The organism is Algoriphagus sp. (assembly GCF_046296635.1).
Taxonomy (GTDB): Bacteria; Bacteroidota; Bacteroidia; order Cytophagales; family Cyclobacteriaceae; genus Algoriphagus.
The window spans coordinates 1-16,856 of the sequence record NZ_JBKBKZ010000040.1; the positions used below are offsets into that span (position 1 = coordinate 1).

A 16,856-nucleotide genomic window follows, 5' to 3' on the forward strand; every position below is an offset into this window, starting at 1 on the left:
CTCCCCTCCTCTCAAAACGAAACCAACGGGCACCGAGCGAAGTCGAGGTGTAATCAAAATTAAATTCGGCCACTGGTGTCATTGCGGATAATCAGATTTAAAAATTATCCAATCCAAAACGCATTGGATTTATCCCGATTCTCAACATCTATCAGTTCTAGTGTGATATTTTTATATTCGGCTGTTTTTTTGAAATCTATTAAGATATCGATGATATCAGGATGAATAAATTTTGATTTGCTGGCATCAACAACTACGTGGTGTCCTTCCGGGAGGTGATCCAAGTAAAGCATGATATCGGCTTTGTTCAAGAAGGTTACTTCTTCAGAAAGGTGTACGATGGATTTTTCTGTTCCTTCCTTTACAATTTTATCATGCATGTAGGCATTCTTATAATTGTCTCGAAGAATGAAGAAAATGGCAACAACCCCACCGACCAAAATACCCGTGATCAAATCTGAGAACATCACGATCAAAATGGTAATGATAAAGGGAAGAAATTGCTTTTTTCCCTGTGCATACACAGCCTTGTAAACAGGCACACTGGTCAGTTTATAGCCAACTACAAAGAGCACTGCGGCTAGAGAGGCTAATGGAATCTTATTCAGAACTCCCGGTATTAAAGCAACACAAATCAACATGATAGTACCATGAGTAATAGTGGCAACTTTGGTTCGACCACCAGCATTTACATTTGCTGAGGTTCTTACAATCACGGCAGTGATAGGCAACCCACCGATCAATCCTGCGATGATATTTCCAATTCCTTGAGCTTTTAGCTCGGTATTGGTCGAGGTTTTTCTACGATATGGATCAAGTTTGTCTCCAGCTTCAGTACTCAGAAGCGATTCCAAACTAGCGATGAATGTAATTGAAAGCGCAATTCCGATAATTTGAAAATTCACCTGACTAAAATCCGGGAAACTGAAAAATCCAAAGAACTCACCAAATGAAGATGCTGACGGAAGTTGAACCAATTGTGTAGGCTTTAATGCCAAATTAGGGACAGCTACATGGTAAAGTTCATTTAATCCGATGGCAACAATTACAGCTGCCAAAGCTGATGGAAAAAATTTGAAAAAGCCGTATTTTTTGAGTTCAGGACGATCCCATGCCAAGATAATCGCTAAGGAAACCAAAGTGATGATGGTTGGTCCCCAACCGATATTTTGAAGCACATAATAGATTTCTGAGAACGTATTTCTACCGTCATTTTGCCAGAAACTCTCCACCCCTTCAAAAACCTCATCGATTCCCAAGGCATGAGGAATTTGTTTTAGAATCAAAACCAAACCAATCGATGCCAAAATCCCTTTGATCATTGCATTTGGGAAAAAGTAAGCGATCGTACCTGCTTTTAAATATCCTAGTATGATTTGGAATACACCGGCAATTACAATTGCTACCAGAACCGCCTGAAAATTCCCAAGTGTCTGGATAGCTGTCAAAATCACTAATGCAACCGAAGCCGCCGGACCACTGACATTGATACTGGAACCACTAAGGAAGCCTACCACAATCCCACCTATAATCCCTGAAATAATTCCAGCAAAAAGTGGAGCACCTGATGCCAAAGAAATACCGAGACACAAGGGCAAAGCAATAAGGAAAACTACTAAGCCTGCAGATAAATCGGTTTTAAAATGTTCTTTTTTTGATGCTGTAAAGGGGGCCATAGTATTTAGGTTTTGGAAAGGGATTCTGCTTTAAAATGATTGTAAAAAGCCAAAGGCTTTTTTGGCTGTTAGTATTACTTACTTAGATTTTTCGTAAAGTAAGCATTTCTAAAGGCAGAGGCGAAATTTCCCTTGGTTTAAAGTGCCAAGGATAAATCTACTTGGTCCAGATTATCTGGTGATTACCCCCAATTCACCAAATGTGGCAAGATTCCCATCTACAGTTTTGAGTGCTTTTAGTTTGATGTACTTTGCCTGAGTTGGGTTAAATCTGATGATCTGTTCTATTGGACTGTTATGAATATTTGAAAATTCACCCTTCGAAACTTCCTTCCAAGTTTTCCCTTCTGTGCTGACTTCAAACGCATATTGAGCAATGAACCCACTTGGATATCTAGCCTGCATCGGCAAATAGGTAAATCCGGTTAAATCAACTTCGATTCCTAAATCCAAGACGATCTCATTGTTTGGAGATGTCCAAAAAGTTTGAGCCCTTTCATCGATGGCTCTCACCGCATTTGGATCATTGGAAATTGGTTTCCAGTTTCCTTTTGCCAAATCAAAATCCACTTGGGCAACTTCTGAGCTTTTTCCGCTTTTGGAATCCACTGCAATCGCTTGGACAGTCGTCGCTTCCAGTACTTCAAAATCTTCGGAATAGACATTTTCGCCGATTTTTGGAGCATTTCCATCCAATGAGAAATAGATCTGCTGACTTTCTTCCGCAGCGGTGATACTGACTTTTCCGGATGGAGTTCGGGAGATTTTTGGGGGAAAAAGTAAAGGAGGAGCGGAGTAAACCCCGATTTCAGAAATCACCGGGATTCCTTTTCCATCAAGGAAGTTGATTCGAATTTTTTGAGCTTCTGTGTCGGGAAATCTTAGGATTCGTTTGTAACCGATGGTTGTCCCTTTTGCGATTTTCTCCCAGCTACCATTGACATCTTTTTCCAGAGAAAAAGCTTTTACTCGCTGACCCAGATTGACAAATTCCTGAAGCAAAAGCCGATTGAAGGAGACGTTTTTCCCAAAATCCAATTCGACCGAAGCCTGAATTTCTCCATCAGGAGTTGCCCAATAGGTATCAAAATCTCCATCAATCAAGTTGTTAACTTCATAGCCCTTTCCCCGATCAGAAGAAGATTTAAAGGAAGCATCTTTCGCCAAATTCACAGCGAAATCTTCTTTGATCTTAGCTGCCATCTTCAAAATGGCCTCTTCGTCTTTTTCATGAATCAATCCTCGGGTATCCACCGGGAAATTGATCAGCAGAGAACTGTTTTGACCGATGCTTTTGTAATAGATTTCCATCAGCTCCGGCAAAGTTTTCACTTTATGGTCTTCATAGGAATGATAATACCAACCCGGTCGAATGCTCACATCTGATTCTGCCGGAACCCAATGAGTGCCGTTTTCTTGCCCTGTTGCCCATTTTTCTGAAAACTCCGGCATTCCTGCATATACCGAATCCCGCATCAGGTTAGACCAAGTGGTTTCATAGGCAAACCCATGTTCATTGCCCACCCAGCGGACGTCAGGACCTGCATCGCTGAAAAGCATGGCTCCGGGTTGAAGTTTTCGTACGAGTTCAATCGTCGTCGGCCAATCGTAATAGCTGAATTTGTCGACTTTTCGATCCTCATTTGCGCCACCGTACCAGCCTGTTCCGCCATTTGCACCATCAAACCAGATTTCGAATATTTCTCCATAATTAGACAGCAATTCCGTCAATTGATTCCGCATGTAGGTGACGTATTCAGGTTTGCCATAGTCGGGATGATTTCGATCCCAAGGGGAATAATACATTCCTACTTTGAGTCCTTCTGCCCGACAAGCATCTACAAACTCTTGAATCAAATCGCCTTTTCCATCTCGCCATAGACTATTTTTCACAGAATGCTCCGTGTAAGCCGATGGCCAAAGCACGAATCCATCGTGGTGCTTGGCCGTGATGATCAAGCCTTTCATTCCTGCCTCTTTCGCCACCCGAGCCCACTGCTTTGCGTCGAGTGCTGTTGGATTGAACTGCTCCGGTTTCTCATCGCCAAATCCCCATTCTCTATCTGAGAAAGTATTCATGTTGAAATGGACAAAACCGTAAAATTCCAATTTCTGCCAGCCAATTTGCTTCTGATCAGGAACGGGTAGAATTGGCTCAGGTGGAGCGGCTTTTTCTGAACAAAAACTTAATCCAAGGGCTAAAAGCAGCCAAAGAAACTTTTTCATAAAACTAAACTAATTATTTATGCATTTAGGATGGCTGATCCATTTATTTGTCAGTGTAACCCGATACTGGATTAGTTATGGGGTCTTTCTCGGGAATGTTACCAACCCAGTGTTTGAATTATATTTTAATACATTTTTTTGATTCTTTCAAGAAAAGATGCATTTAAGGTTTAATAGAATCGTTTGAATTTGAAAATCAATAATTTGGCTACGGAAAAAAAATTCAAAAATAATTTGGAAATATGGGGGGGGCGGTTTTAGTTTTAGAAATGAGAATCCTCAATCTCATAGATAAGGCCCTCTGATCCCACCTTACCTATGAATAGAAAAAGCGGGTCACCATCTAAATTTTAATAATTATGAAGAAATTTATTCTTGTCGGTTTTGCGTTCCTCTTTTCGGTAAGTGCTTCTTTTGCTTATAGGACTTTTATATCAATTCAAACAAATGGAAAAACTTACTACTATTGCACTGCATTTGGAGGAACATGTTTGCCGACCGTTATAGTAACCCCACAACAATAAGGATTAAGGTTGCCCAATAGGGTATCATTTTCATCGAATTACTACATCAACTTTGCCTATTTTTGATGTAGTAATTCGGTTTTTACAAAAAAATAGGTATTACCTTATAAATTAGCAGAGTGTAATTATTTTGCAAACCAAGAAAAAGATAACAAACAACTTTATAAAGTTATAGGGTTATAAAAGGCAACAATTTTTCTTTCATGCAAAATTTCAACTATCTAAAAATAAAATGATATCGAAATTTGACTTTTTGAGAAATTTAATGATTTATTGGTTTTTCGGATTGTTAATTAGTTGTTCTCAATCTCAGAGTTTTCGTAAAATAGAATTAATCTCAAAGCGTTTAATCGAAATTCCTCTTGATGATCAAACATCACCTGACTGGTTTTTTGTACAAACAATTGATCTTATAGGTGAAGAATATCTTGTTTTTCACGACCACATTCGATCAGATCCAAAATTTATATATTTTAGCCATATTACAGATAGACAGAAATCTTTTAAAACTCCCCTTTATTTGGATGGTCCAAATGGAATTGGGCATTTAGATGGTTTTCACGTTAGAAACCTTGATAGCATATTTGTATTAAACAGATATAAGTATGAACTAAATTTAGTTGATAGCTCAGGGAAAGTGAAAGATCGTTTTAGATTACGAAAAGACAACTCTAATGGGCCTGCCACACATTCTACGGCACTTCCTTTTATATGGAGTTTTGCGCCTGTGATTGATTTAGGGGATAAATTAATCATTCCTTCTATTCCTGAAAGAGAGCCATTTGAATCTAATTATCAGAATCAAACATTAACTATAGAATTAAATTTAAAAACTAAATCCGTTGAGTATCGACTTGGATATACCGATCGATACTTTGATTCCGGTTTTTGGGGCTTGCAGTTGGAAGCACCATCTTACACTGTTAACTACAATGATTCGGTAATATTACAATCATTTCCAATTGAAGATAGACTAATGGTTTATGATTTCAAATTAAATTTATTACAATCCCCCTCACTTTTCTCTAATTATTATAGTAATGTCTTCCAATCTCTGCCTGATTTAAACAGAGATCCTTTTGTGTTTTATCCACATATTTATTCAAATCCCAAGAATAATATACTTTTATACGACCATTATCGAAACCTTTATTATAGAATAATGACGAGTTCCTATCCTTCCAAGACTATTGAAAGTTGGGAAAAATCTGGGCTTTTTGGTGAAATGGGAAATAATGATTATCCAAATAGAATGATCATGGTGTTTGATAGAAATTTTAATGAAATAGGGGTTATTGATATTGATCAAAATCAATATTGGATAGATTTTATTAGAATAGTAAAAGACGGGATTATCATTCAAAGACAAACAAAAGATGAGAATAAATGTACTTTTGAGCTATTTGAGATCGAATTTTAAAATTACTATATTATGTTTACTTTTTGTTATTTTATCCTGTGGATCAAAAGACAAAAAGGAGCCCAGTTATACTATCATTACTCTCCAAAAAGCTTTTCAGAAGGATCGATCAAGTTGGGATAGCTTAGAGCTTCTCGTTCCTCAAGTAGGGTGCAATAGTTGTATAAATCTACTTATAGAAAAATACATGGGGCATCAACTCAATACTAAACTATCTATGATCGGAGTAACTAGCCAAAGAGAACTTAGGCTTAATTATGGAGAAGAATTTTTAAGTTATCCGTTTGTAGCTATTTATCCTGAAATGATACATCGACCAATTACCCAAGATTGCTTCGGACAGCCTGCTTTTTTATTTTATAAAAAAGATACTATTTATTATTTCTGTTTCAAAACAGACGAAGTCAATGATGTAATATCCTATTTAGCGGGTTATGAAAAAGATTAAACAAGTACGAACCGTTTTTTTTGGAATGATCCCAATGTTTTTTCTACTAGTATTTTCCTGTACTAGACCAATATCAACCTACAAAGAAGAAGTAAAAATTTACCTATTGAATGAGTTGGATGAGGCCCCTGAATTTAAAGGGGGCTATGAACAGTTTATAACCTTTCTTCTTCAAGAAATTCAAAAAAGCCCTAAAGGCACATTTGATTCAATCGAAGAAAAAGTTTATGTTGATTTTGTGATTGATGAAAATGGAACTGTAACTGAAGTTAACATCTCAACCCCGATTTCAATAGGGGCGGAGAGAGCATTAAAGTCCATCTTGGAAAATTCACCTTCTTGGAAACCAGGAAAAGTAAATGGCAAGCCAGTGTTTTCCTTTCAAACCCTCCCTATAAAATTTTAGAAATGATCGATAAGGTTTTTCTTTTCCATAACTATGGTTTGGAACTTGAGAATCAGAAGCCAATCTATCAATCGGACAGTAAGCTAATCATTGCTGCAAAGTCCAAAGAACAAGGCGAAATCCCTGTAATTCTCAAGTTTACAATTATAGAAGGTGAATTAATTGACTCATACCTTGCTAACTTTTTGAGGGTATCAAATTTAAAGCAACATCCAAGTATCCTTACTCACCATGCGATCCATCGTCTGGATCGAACTGTCCACAATTTTGATCTACTAGAAATTTTGGAATTTGTTGACTCGGTAAAAACGAGCGAAATTGTCACGAATGGAATTCCCATAGGTCGCTTAAAGCCCATTATAATTCAGTTGCTTGAGGGTTTCCGTTTTCTTCATAGTAAAAATATCCTTCATAGAGATGTAAAACCAGGTAACATTCTGATTTTTGAAGATTATAGAGGATACAATTTCAAAATTATAGATTTCGATTTCATTGGTTGCCAAGAAAATCAAAAATTAGTTACCACTCCAGAATTCTTGGCTCCTGAAGTCAATGGATTTTCTGATTATACTGTTAAGTCAGAGATTTGGTCAATTGGATTAGTGCTTTACTTGATTTTTGTAAAAGAATTACCCTTTCCAACTAGGGAAGACGGTTTGTCTATTCAAGATGTTAAACACCAGGTGTTAAGTAGTTATTTTGACTTTTCACAAGTACCGTCACCTTTAAGGATTCCCATTTCCCTTTGTTTGAAAAGTAATCCTGATGATCGAATTGGGAGTGTGAGCCTTTTGATCTTTATGATTGATCCATTTTATTTTCTGATGTGCTGGTTCAGAAAAGTTCTTAATTGATCCATCCATGTTTTTCTGCTTACATCTGTTTGGGCAAAAAATCAAATTGTGTTGGATGTATTTTTAGGGGTTTCCAGCTCCTATTCCAAATGCGTAGGACTTATTTCATTAAGCATTCCTAAAAAGATATGCTTAAAATTTGTCATATGAAACATTCCTTCCTAGTCTTCTTTTTCTTAATTTCTCTGAGTATTCAAGCCCTGATCCAAGTCAAAATCACATATCAGATCACAGGATTTCCCTTGGAAAATGTCCGAGTCAAGGGGGATGAAACCATCCAATAACCTACTTTTCAGGTTAGTAGCTTTTCCCGGAGAAAATTTAAAAACCTTCATTGCTCTCGAAGGCAATCCTTGCCCATCGTCTGTTATCCAACCCTTTCGGATTAAACTGCTCCGATTTTTCATCGCCAAATCCCCACTTACGGTCGGAAAAGGTGCTTATATTAAAATGAACAAAACCGTAATATTCCAATTCCTGCCATGCAACTTGCTTCTGATCAGGAATGGGTAAAATTGGCTCAGGTGGAGCAGCTTTTTCCTGACAGCAACTAAGGCAAAGTGCCAAAAGAGGCCACGCAAGTTTGTTCAAATGGATAAATTTCACAGCGCAGTAGGGGATTGGGTTGGATTCCGAGGCAAAAAAGTGCTAGCTGATCCTCTTTCAAAACCATTAATCAGCATTTTTGCTTTTGTCTGCAAGTTTACTTGTAATTTTCCCGTATGAAACATTTCTTCCCCCTCTTTTTTTTCCTAATTTCTTTGAGTACTCAAGCTCAAATTCAACTCAAAATAACAGATCAAATTTCCGGGCGAGCTCTCGAAAATGTCAGGGCAAAAGCTGGAACTAACATCCAAACCACCAATAGTTCGGGAATGGTTGCGTTTTCAGGAGATAATTTGAGAATTTCCTTTGCCTTGGAAGGGTATGAATCTCTGGAAAAAACTTTTGCTGCTGGAGAATTTGAAGTTCAATTGATTCCAGCCATTATGAACCTTTCTAGGGTTACTGTAACTGCTTTCGAGTCAGAACGACCACTTTTAGAGCAATCCGCAGCCATCAGCGTAGTTACGGAACGGGATTTCAACCGCTTCAATGAAATCTCTCCGGTCAATGCATTTAATCAAAAGGCCGGAGTAAGAATTGAAGAGCGAGCACCGGCGAGTTATCGGGTTTCGATCCGTGGAAGTTCGCTGCGATCACCATTTGGAGTGCGGAATGTGAAAGTGTATTGGAATGAAGTTCCCTTTACTTCTCCAGATGGTACCACTGCTTTGAACCTACTGGATTTGTCCAATATTAAAAGTGCTGAGGTGGTTAAAGGTCCTTCCGGAAGTATTTATGGTGCTGGAAATGGTGGGTCAATTTCTTTTTTCAGCCGACCGGATCTGACTGGAAACCGGATTTCAACAGAATATTTGAGAGGCGATTTTGGATTGAGCCGCTTTAGATTAGGTCTTTCCCAGCAAGTGGGAGAAGGTGGGGTAGAAGCCTCTTTCGTCAGCCAAAAATCTGATGGTTATCGAGCGCATTCGGCTGTGGATCGTCAGGTGTTTCAGTTGGGAAGCTTTTTCCCAATCTCTGAAAAGCAGGAAATCCGAACTCAACTCTTGATCTCAGATCTCGATTATCAAATTCCCGGAGCACTCAATGCCGATCAAGTTGCCGCCGATCCTACTCAAGCTCGACCCGGATCAGTTAATCAAAACAGCTCCATTTCTCAACAGTCAGTTTTGCTTTCTTTTGGGCACTTGTATCGTTTTTCGGAGAAAACCAGCAACAACACTACGCTTTATATTAATACTAATGATTTCGAAAATCCCTTTATCCTGGATTACAAAAAAGAATTGGGTTTTGGATATGGCTTAAGGACGAAATTCACCCATGATGGACAGATTGCAGGAAAAACCTTGAGATTAATCGCAGGTGGAGAATATCAAAACGGATTAACAGACGCACAAAACTTTGGGAATCGTGCAGGAGTGGCCGATACGGTGAGATTCGCAGATAAGCTCAGAGCCTACCAAGGCTTCCTTTTCCAACAGGCAGAAGTGAATTTCACGGAAAAGCTATTGTTCACTTTGGGTTTGAGTGAGAACTTTTCCGGCTACGACATTGACCGACAAATCAATGCAGCCGGTGGACGGACCGGAGTTCAATCCCGAAAGTTTGATCCGATTGTCGTTCCTCGTGTAGCTTTAAATTATAGAATGAATGGGTTCAGTTCGGTTTATGGCTCGGTTAGCAGCGGGTTTTCGCCTCCAACCATCGACGAAGTCCGAACCAATGAAGGAAGTTTGAACCTCGATTTGGAAGCAGAAAAAGGGATCAATTATGAAGTAGGCTATCGATTAGGAAAGGAAAAATTCAATTTCGAGTTGATTGGCTACTTCTTGAAACTGGATGAGACGATTACGACCTTTACGAATGAAAATGGCGTAGTGCTTTTCCGAAATGCAGGTTCCACAGATCAAAAAGGAATCGAAGCTTCTCTCGATTATGCGCTGCTGAGAAATGCAGATGGTTTTATCAAAGACTTTTTGGTAGGAACGGCGTACACCGGGCAGTTTTTCAAATTTGTCGATTATCGAAAGCAGATCAATGATTTCTCAGGGAATGATTTGACTGGTGTTCCTCCGCACAATTTGGTAAGTCGCTTGGATATACGAACTCGGCCAGGAATTTACCTGAATTTTACCCATCAGTTTACTGAAAAGACGGCTTTAAATGATGCCAATACGGTTTTTCAGGAATCATTCCATTTGGTCAATATTCGGGCTGGTTGGAGAAAAACTCTTGGAGACTGGGATCTCGAGCTTTTCGCGGGTGTGGATAATCTGTTGGATGAGAGCTATTCCTTAGGTAATGACTTGAATGCTTTCGCCGGACGATTCTATCAGCCTGCTCCGACTAGGAACTGGTATGGGGGAGTGAAAGTGGGGTTGAATTATTAGATATTAGATACAAGATTCAAGACACAAGATTTCAGAATTTTAGAACTGAATAGAAAATAGATATTGGATTTTGTTTAAACTTAGAATTGAAATGCCTCCACCCTTTTAGCTTTGATTAAGATGAAGAAACTTTTACTTCTCCCCTTTTTATTACTTCTGGTATCTACCCGAATCTCCTTTTCCCAAGAAGAAAAAACTGAAACTAAATGGATTCCTCGTGATCCTCAAAAGTTTGCATCGACTAATTCAGGCACATTCAATGGGCAAAAAATCAGCTTTAAATCCATTGTTGGAGAGACGTTTTTGAAAAATAGCAAAGGCGAAGTGACTGGGGCCATGTGGTCAACTGCTTACGTTCGAGATGGTGTGGATTCTTCCCGAAGACCAGTAATGTTTGTTTTCAATGGAGGCCCAGGCTCGGCAAGTGTCTGGCTCCACATGGGTTTCTTTGGTCCCAAAGTGGTCAAGATCGACTCTGAAGGCAAAGAAGATGACGGAGCGGCACCTTATCGTTTTGTGGAAAACAATCAGGCACTTTTGGATCTGACTGACTTGGTATTTATCGACCCGATTGGTACAGGTTTCAGCCAAATCGAAGGAGTAGGAAAAACGTCTGATTTCTGGGGACTGAATGAAGATGCTGCCTCGATTGCTCAGTTTATCCGACTTTGGGTAACACAAAATGGCAGATGGCAAGCTCCAAAGTTTTTGGCGGGAGAAAGCTTTGGCACAACGCGAGCTGCGAAAGTTGCTGAAGTTCTGGAAGGCGGAGGTCAGAATATGGCGTTAAATGGAATAATCCTTATTTCTCAGGCTTTAGATTACGCCGGGTCTTCAAGTTGGGCGGATAATCTCACTTCCTTTTTTACTTATCTGCCTTCTCAGGCCGTGACCGCTTGGTACCATGGCAAAGCCGGACAAGGGAAAACCATTGAAGCATTTGCACAAGAGGCGAGGGAATTTGCTTATGGAGATTATTTGAAGTCACTTTTTCTGGGAGAAAAGCAAACTCAAGCTGAAAAGGAAGCGATAGCTGAAAAACTAGCCTATTTCACAGGTTTGGATAAAAACTACATCCTACATTCCGATAATCAGATCTTGATGCATCGATTCAAAAAGGAATTGCTGAGAAACGAGGGAAAAGTCATTGGAACATTGGATGGAAGATTTTTGGCGTTGGAAACAGACAAATCAGCTGAAGGTCCTGTACTAGGAGACCCGAGTAATTACATGGCGGAATCTGCTTACACTGCTGTTTTCAACGATTATTTGATGAGGGATTTGAAAGTCACAATGGATCGTCCTTATCTATCATCTGCATCTGGAATGGGCGGAAGTTGGAACTGGAAGCCTGTACCGGATGGATCTTACTACGAACCGAGCTATGTGAGTACTGCTCGTTCATTGAGCGAAGTGATGCATCGGAACACCCAAATCAAGGTGATGGTGGCCAATGGCTATTATGATTTGATCACGCCTTTTTTTGATGCGGAATATACTTTTGCACGGCATGATTTCCCACAGGATCGGATTCAAATGACCTACTACGAAGCAGGTCACATGATGTACAACCGTCAGGAAGACTTTGATGCGTTGGCGAAGGATGTGCGGAAGTTTTTGGAGGGGATGTTGAAATGAAGACCATGGAAGACAACCAAGAAAATCAACCACGGAAAGGCTGGGCGGAGGCTTTTAAGAAAATGCATGAAGCCGGTGAAGATAAGCTTTTGATTCCTGATGTTTTTAAATAGTGAAAATGAGGGAATTTTAAAGGTTGAATCCGCCTTTTAGAACTCAGAAGAGTTTCGAATACTCAAATTGAACTATCGATCACAAAAGATAAAGACCAATAATTATGCAAATGCCAAATTTTAACGCTGAAGAAGTAACCAAAATCATCCGTGGACGACGTTCCATATTCGCAGCACAATTCAAAGAAAACGATCCGGTGGATGATTCGATCATTGAAGAAATGCTCGAAAATGCGAATTGGGCACCAACACATAAGTTGACTCAACCTTGGAGATTTATCGTCTATACCGGAGGAGGCTTGAAGAAATTCGCTGATTACCAAGCTGAGATGTACAAAATGAGAGCTGAAAAGTACGGCACCAACTTTATCGAAGCGACTTTTCAGAAATTCAAAGAAATGCCATTGAAAGCCTCTCATGTGATCGCGATCCTGATGAAGCGAACTGAAAATTCGGGCATCCCGGTAATGGAAGAAATCGCCGCCACAGCTATGGCAGTTCAAAATATGTATCTCACTGCCTGTGCGCATGGATTAGCCTGCTATTGGGGAACCGGCGGTCCAACTTTCTGGGAAGAAGCCAGAGAAGACTTCGGACTGGAAGGAGAGGATATGCTAATGGGCTTTTTTTATGTCGCCAAGCCTGCATCAGACAATTGGCCTGCTGGTAAGCGCGAGCCGATTGGGGATAAAGTGGGGTGGATTAGGGAGTAGAAGAGTTATTGGTTATTGAGTTATTAGAAAATGGAAGGTGAGAAGCCTTCCTTTTTTTATTCAATTAGAGAGAAACAAATTCTATTCGTCTCCCCCTAAGGAAATTCTAACTTCAAGTAACTCAAATTTTTCTCCAAAAATAAATCGTTTATTAGAGCAAAAATCATTTGGTTTTAAAATGAACATTTTTCTAGTCCTAGTTTTTGACATTAAGTCATACCAATCTTCAGAGCTAAGATCGGAGCTGAATATTGGTTGGTAATTTAACATTTCTTGATAGGTCAAATGGATTGTGGCCAATTTATCTTCAGGGTTCATCCAATTGTGACTAAGAGTGGTATGATGGAATTTGGAAATTTCCTTAAAAATGGAATACCTTCCATCAATAGGATTTAATTTTATTTCATTCCACTTTTTACAATCATCAATAACCAAAATAATGTCTTTCGGCGGTAAAAATAAATTGTAAAACAAGAGTGCTATTGCTAATCTCCACATGGTTTGGTCATGGTTTTTGCTAACTCTAAATCAAGTCTAAATTTTTGATAAGGAGACAACAAAGGTGGGTAGGTTGTTATAGATTTCATTTGATTAAAAGCAAATGTGCCATCAAGACCTTCCCAAAATAAATTCATATAGAAATCCGCAGATACCCCTTTAGGATAATATCCTTGTGATTTTACGAAATTATTCAACTTTTGAAAATCTTCCGGGAAATAATTTTTGTGTAGATCCATCAATGCTTCTCCCATAGTGGAGAGAAGATTCTCAGCCATATATTTATGATGCAGATCTCCTTGAGTATTGTTTGTTCCATACATTACATTAATGAATTTATCAAAGTTGGCTGCAAAATTATTATCTAGAACTGTATGCCCTTTGGAATGAAAGGAAGCAAGGATTTCCGCATGTACTAACTCGTGAAGAATTGTTTTGGCTATCAATAAGTCCGGTCTATTTAATTCGTTGTAATTTGAGTTTATTGTGATTTCAAAATTTCCATTTGTTCCCCTAGTTTGCCCATTTACCCCTGGGTTAAGCGGACCTAGTTTTATTACTGAATTCGTATTCACATCTTTGGTTTTGGTAAATTCTGCAATGCTGTTTACAAATGAAGTCATGGCTAATTTTCCTACAATACAATTTAATCTTGAATTGAAAGAAATAGAATAGTCAATAAATATAGTCAACTTAGGCATTGGCACATCCGGTGGATAATATCCAGAAGTAGAACCCGACGATCCTCCACTACTTGGAAATGAATCACCACCGTAACTGTAGGATCCGCCGCCTGAGGTATAAGATTCACTTCCTCCCACGGTGCAAAATTGGTTTAGCGTGCTATCCAAACTTGTGATAGTCATAACATCTCCCGCTATAGTCACATTAACCCAAACTGTCTCTACGATTTTACACCTAACATCCATATTTTCTTTTCCTATGTAAAATTTTCCGTTTGGTGCATTTTTAGTGAATTTTCTAGTATTGGTAATTTGTCCCTTTTCAATTTGAAATCCGATAAAATAATGCTCATCATAAGTGAATAGGTCTATCCACCCACTCCACTTCTCATCAATCATCTGGTAGTTGATCTCTTTAAAACCTCGCTTTGATGTCTCTTCATCAGGATAGTATCTTACAATGAGCGGATCAAACCCATTTTCAGTACGATGTTTTACAAAAAGAATATTTTGGATAACCCGTACTGCAAATTCTTCCTCTGCTTCCTTCGATTCGGATGTGGGGATATAAACTTGCTCATTTTCCAAATTTATTTCAAACACCTCCCGTCCATCAGGAAAATAATAATGGTGAAACTTATCCCAATCGGGTTCTTTTTCAAAAAATGGCAGGATGAGTTCCTGAGATACGGACCGGAAATTAGAGCCCTTTTCTGGGAGTCTGAGCTTGGTCTTATTTTCTTCAAACCAAGACTTTACTTGAGCAATCTGTGCATTTTCATTGACCTCGATTTTTGGGGCTTCGGGTTCATCCACACAGGAGTTTAACAGAAGATTCATCGTGATCAAGAAGGTTAATAAACCTAAGGATCTGAATCTACCTAGATTTTTGTATTTGGGGGGGCGGCAAATTTGTTGTTCATAAAAAAGGAGTTTTTGGTAAGTAAAAATTTGAATAAAAGATCAAAACGATTTCTTTAAAAGTCAAGAGAGTGCCATAATTTTTCAAAAAAAATAAAAATTTAGATTTGAGTCAGCTTTCAGAATTAACTTCTTCCCCCACCCAAAAAATCCCCTTCCCCTCAATCTCAGTAATCCCTTCTGGAACGTCCAATTGAGTTAAGTAAATCAGAGGCAGCATCAGTTTACCATTTTCATTGGAGATTTCTACGGGCATTCCTTCTTTTCCTAGGAGTTGAATTGTGCTTTCGGCAAACCACTTTTTGAATTTGCCGCTTTTGACTGGATAGTATTTCCAGCCTGCATCCATGATCGTCAGGTCAAATAAATCCAGCTTTTCTTCCAAATCCATAAAAGTCAGATGCGAAACTCCAACCAAATGAGCTGCCGGATGCTTGGTAGCCAAAAGGTATTGCAATCCTTTGTCTAGCGTATTTTCTAGGGAAGCTGTGAGGAATTTGACCGGATATTGTTCCTCCAGCAGATGAAGATTTTCTTTTTGAAAGGTTTCTGTTGCAAAAATCACGTCGATTTTTATTCCCCAACTCAAAACGGTTTCCAAGCACTCCTGCCAAACCAATACCGTCGGTACCCATTCCAAAAGTGGTGAAACCATTTCAAAACTTTGTCCCTCAGTATTCAAAATGAAAACCGCAGGTTCTTGCTGCTCTTTGACAAAATGATGACTTGACATCAGCTCCAGAGATTTCGATAAAAGTTAAAGACGTTTTCGAAAGCCAGTTTTTTGAGATGAGATTCACTCAGAGTTTTGCTCAAAGATTCTAGAATTGAAGGATACTTTCCTGCATTTTCTGCCAATGGGAAATATAACGGTTGTCTGCTTTCTTCGGGGAAATTTTGAGTGTAGAAGAAATCCGCTCCAAAGCAGATCGCATCCTCACACATTTTATTTCCATGCAAAATATGCTCAAAAAGCCGTTCAGGAACGTTTTGGTCAAGAAATTCCCGTAAGAAATTCACCCCGATTATTCCACCTCGCTTAATGACTTCCTGAGCAAATTCGTCGGTCAGATTCCGTTTGTTATCCCAAAGTGCCCGAAAATTGGAATGGCTGGCAATGATAGGAATGTGCAAATTGTGTCTGTCAATATGATTCAAAATTCCTTCTGCCAATAAATCGGAAGTATGGGAAAGGTCAATTGGAATTTTTTTCCCCACCATGTAGTCCAATAGTCGTTTTCCGTCCTCTTTCAGCCCAATTCCCTCCGTATAATTTCCTCCACCAAAGCGGTTTTCGGTATGGTGTGTTAAACTAATGTATGCGAGTTGACCGACTGTCGCGAGCATCCTGTCAAACTGCTTGTAGATCTCTGGCCAAGTGGCTTTTTCATGTCCAAAACCTGCTGCGTTTTCAACCGAAGCAATGATTCCGATTCGGTCATCGGAAGTATGATTTTTCAGGAAATCTGAATCAAACATCGCCACTGTTTTTTCTTCCTTTCTTAACAAATCATAGAAAATTTCGGCCTGCATTCCGGCCATTTTCATACTGGATTGGTCCACATTGGTGAAGATCGCCATGACTTGCATTTTGACTTCACCTTCCTGCAGCCATGGAAAAGCACAAGGAATTTGGTCTTTGGAAAATGCATCCGCACCGGGAACTGCCGCAAGAAAAGATAGCAAGTCACAATGAAGATCAGCGATGGGGTAAGTCATGATGCTTGGGAATTTTATAAACAAAAGTACGATTTACGAAGTACGATTTACGAGAGGTTGAGG

General features: G+C 39.2%; 15 protein-coding genes. 8 read left to right on the forward strand and 7 right to left on the reverse strand.

Annotation, left to right across the window (positions count from 1 at the left end; genetic code table 11):
• Window positions 1–104 precede the first annotated feature (104 nt).
• Together ACK4HU_RS20835 and ACK4HU_RS20840 are read right to left on the reverse strand one after the other, a co-directional pair.
• Entirely contained in the window at window positions 105–1,676 is a 1,572-nt protein-coding gene (locus tag ACK4HU_RS20835; RefSeq protein ID WP_409809756.1) for a SulP family inorganic anion transporter, read from the reverse strand.
• 171 nt (window positions 1,677–1,847) lie between these two features.
• On the reverse strand, window positions 1,848–3,902 hold the full coding sequence (locus tag ACK4HU_RS20840; RefSeq protein WP_409809758.1) for an alpha-L-fucosidase: 2,055 nt from the start codon (window positions 3,900–3,902) through the stop codon (window positions 1,848–1,850).
• A 777-nt stretch (window positions 3,903–4,679) separates the two neighbouring features.
• On the opposite strand from ACK4HU_RS20840, the gene ACK4HU_RS20845 reads away from it, so the two are divergent.
• The 5 genes from ACK4HU_RS20845 (at window position 4,680) to ACK4HU_RS20865 (ending at window position 7,838) form a co-directional block, all read left to right on the forward strand.
• The gene (locus ACK4HU_RS20845; RefSeq protein WP_409809760.1) at window positions 4,680–5,846 is read left to right on the forward strand and encodes a DUF4221 family protein; all 1,167 of its coding nucleotides are present in this window, start codon (window positions 4,680–4,682) and stop codon (window positions 5,844–5,846) included.
• A gap of 217 nt (window positions 5,847–6,063) precedes the next feature.
• A complete protein-coding gene (locus ACK4HU_RS20850; protein ID WP_409809762.1) occupies window positions 6,064–6,294 on the forward strand; it encodes a hypothetical protein in 231 nt (76 codons plus the stop codon).
• On the forward strand, window positions 6,281–6,700 hold the full coding sequence (locus tag ACK4HU_RS20855) for an energy transducer TonB (RefSeq protein WP_409809764.1): 420 nt from the start codon (window positions 6,281–6,283) through the stop codon (window positions 6,698–6,700). Before ACK4HU_RS20850 ends, ACK4HU_RS20855 begins: the two co-directional genes overlap by 14 nt.
• A 2-nt stretch (window positions 6,701–6,702) precedes the next feature.
• On the forward strand, window positions 6,703–7,554 hold the full coding sequence (locus tag ACK4HU_RS20860) for a protein kinase domain-containing protein (RefSeq protein WP_409809766.1): 852 nt from the start codon (window positions 6,703–6,705) through the stop codon (window positions 7,552–7,554).
• Window positions 7,555–7,700: 146 nt separating this feature from the next.
• Window positions 7,701–7,838, forward strand: a complete 138-nt coding sequence (locus ACK4HU_RS20865) for a hypothetical protein (protein ID WP_409809768.1) — start codon at window positions 7,701–7,703, stop codon at window positions 7,836–7,838.
• Between the two features lie 37 nt (window positions 7,839–7,875).
• Here the strand turns inward: ACK4HU_RS20865 and ACK4HU_RS20870 are convergent, their stop codons facing one another.
• Window positions 7,876–8,145 carry a hypothetical protein gene (locus ACK4HU_RS20870; protein ID WP_409809770.1) on the reverse strand — a complete coding sequence of 90 codons (270 nt, stop codon included), beginning with the start codon at window positions 8,143–8,145 and terminating at the stop codon, window positions 7,876–7,878.
• A 131-nt stretch (window positions 8,146–8,276) separates the two neighbouring features.
• On the opposite strand from ACK4HU_RS20870, the gene ACK4HU_RS20875 reads away from it, so the two are divergent.
• The 3 genes from ACK4HU_RS20875 to ACK4HU_RS20885 all read left to right on the forward strand — a co-directional run bounded on the left by ACK4HU_RS20875 (window position 8,277) and on the right by ACK4HU_RS20885 (window position 12,972).
• A complete protein-coding gene (locus ACK4HU_RS20875) occupies window positions 8,277–10,508 on the forward strand; it encodes a TonB-dependent receptor family protein (RefSeq protein ID WP_409809772.1) in 2,232 nt (743 codons plus the stop codon).
• Between the two features lie 120 nt (window positions 10,509–10,628).
• Window positions 10,629–12,146 (forward strand): S10 family peptidase, encoded by a 1,518-nt coding sequence (locus tag ACK4HU_RS20880; protein WP_409809774.1) that lies wholly within the window; start codon window positions 10,629–10,631, stop codon window positions 12,144–12,146.
• A 217-nt stretch (window positions 12,147–12,363) separates the two neighbouring features.
• The gene (locus ACK4HU_RS20885; RefSeq protein WP_409809776.1) at window positions 12,364–12,972 is read left to right on the forward strand and encodes a nitroreductase; all 609 of its coding nucleotides are present in this window, start codon (window positions 12,364–12,366) and stop codon (window positions 12,970–12,972) included.
• Between the two features lie 81 nt (window positions 12,973–13,053).
• Here the strand turns inward: ACK4HU_RS20885 and ACK4HU_RS20890 are convergent, their stop codons facing one another.
• The 4 genes from ACK4HU_RS20890 to ACK4HU_RS20905 all read right to left on the reverse strand — a co-directional run bounded on the left by ACK4HU_RS20890 (window position 13,054) and on the right by ACK4HU_RS20905 (window position 16,793).
• Window positions 13,054–13,470: a hypothetical protein gene (locus ACK4HU_RS20890; RefSeq protein ID WP_409809778.1), complete on the reverse strand. Its 417-nt coding sequence runs from the start codon at window positions 13,468–13,470 to the stop codon at window positions 13,054–13,056.
• Entirely contained in the window at window positions 13,458–14,993 is a 1,536-nt protein-coding gene (locus ACK4HU_RS20895; protein ID WP_409809780.1) for a hypothetical protein, read from the reverse strand. Before ACK4HU_RS20895 ends, ACK4HU_RS20890 begins: the two co-directional genes overlap by 13 nt.
• Before the next feature lie 193 nt (window positions 14,994–15,186).
• Window positions 15,187–15,807: a thiamine pyrophosphokinase gene (locus ACK4HU_RS20900; protein ID WP_409809782.1), complete on the reverse strand. Its 621-nt coding sequence runs from the start codon at window positions 15,805–15,807 to the stop codon at window positions 15,187–15,189.
• Window positions 15,807–16,793, reverse strand: a complete 987-nt coding sequence (locus ACK4HU_RS20905) for a dipeptidase (RefSeq protein ID WP_409809784.1) — start codon at window positions 16,791–16,793, stop codon at window positions 15,807–15,809. Before ACK4HU_RS20905 ends, ACK4HU_RS20900 begins: the two co-directional genes overlap by 1 nt.
• Window positions 16,794–16,856: the final 63 nt, after the last annotated feature.

What these genes read in the sequence shown, in the direction of transcription:
- ACK4HU_RS20835 (WP_409809756.1), bottom strand. Translation starts at nt 1,676, where the DNA reads ATGGCCCCCTTTACAGCATCAAAAAAAGAACATTTTAAAACCGATTTA.
- ACK4HU_RS20840 (WP_409809758.1), bottom strand. Translation starts at nt 3,902, where the DNA reads ATGAAAAAGTTTCTTTGGCTGCTTTTAGCCCTTGGATTAAGTTTTTGT.
- ACK4HU_RS20850 (WP_409809762.1), top strand. Translation starts at nt 6,064, where the DNA reads ATGATCGGAGTAACTAGCCAAAGAGAACTTAGGCTTAATTATGGAGAA.
- ACK4HU_RS20855 (WP_409809764.1), top strand. Translation starts at nt 6,281, where the DNA reads ATGAAAAAGATTAAACAAGTACGAACCGTTTTTTTTGGAATGATCCCA.
- ACK4HU_RS20860 (WP_409809766.1), top strand. Translation starts at nt 6,703, where the DNA reads ATGATCGATAAGGTTTTTCTTTTCCATAACTATGGTTTGGAACTTGAG.
- ACK4HU_RS20865 (WP_409809768.1), top strand. Translation starts at nt 7,701, where the DNA reads ATGAAACATTCCTTCCTAGTCTTCTTTTTCTTAATTTCTCTGAGTATT.
- ACK4HU_RS20875 (WP_409809772.1), top strand. Translation starts at nt 8,277, where the DNA reads ATGAAACATTTCTTCCCCCTCTTTTTTTTCCTAATTTCTTTGAGTACT.
- ACK4HU_RS20880 (WP_409809774.1), top strand. Translation starts at nt 10,629, where the DNA reads ATGAAGAAACTTTTACTTCTCCCCTTTTTATTACTTCTGGTATCTACC.
- ACK4HU_RS20885 (WP_409809776.1), top strand. Translation starts at nt 12,364, where the DNA reads ATGCAAATGCCAAATTTTAACGCTGAAGAAGTAACCAAAATCATCCGT.
- ACK4HU_RS20890 (WP_409809778.1), bottom strand. Translation starts at nt 13,470, where the DNA reads ATGTGGAGATTAGCAATAGCACTCTTGTTTTACAATTTATTTTTACCG.
- ACK4HU_RS20895 (WP_409809780.1), bottom strand. Translation starts at nt 14,993, where the DNA reads ATGAATCTTCTGTTAAACTCCTGTGTGGATGAACCCGAAGCCCCAAAA.
- ACK4HU_RS20900 (WP_409809782.1), bottom strand. Translation starts at nt 15,807, where the DNA reads ATGTCAAGTCATCATTTTGTCAAAGAGCAGCAAGAACCTGCGGTTTTC.
- ACK4HU_RS20905 (WP_409809784.1), bottom strand. Translation starts at nt 16,793, where the DNA reads ATGACTTACCCCATCGCTGATCTTCATTGTGACTTGCTATCTTTTCTT.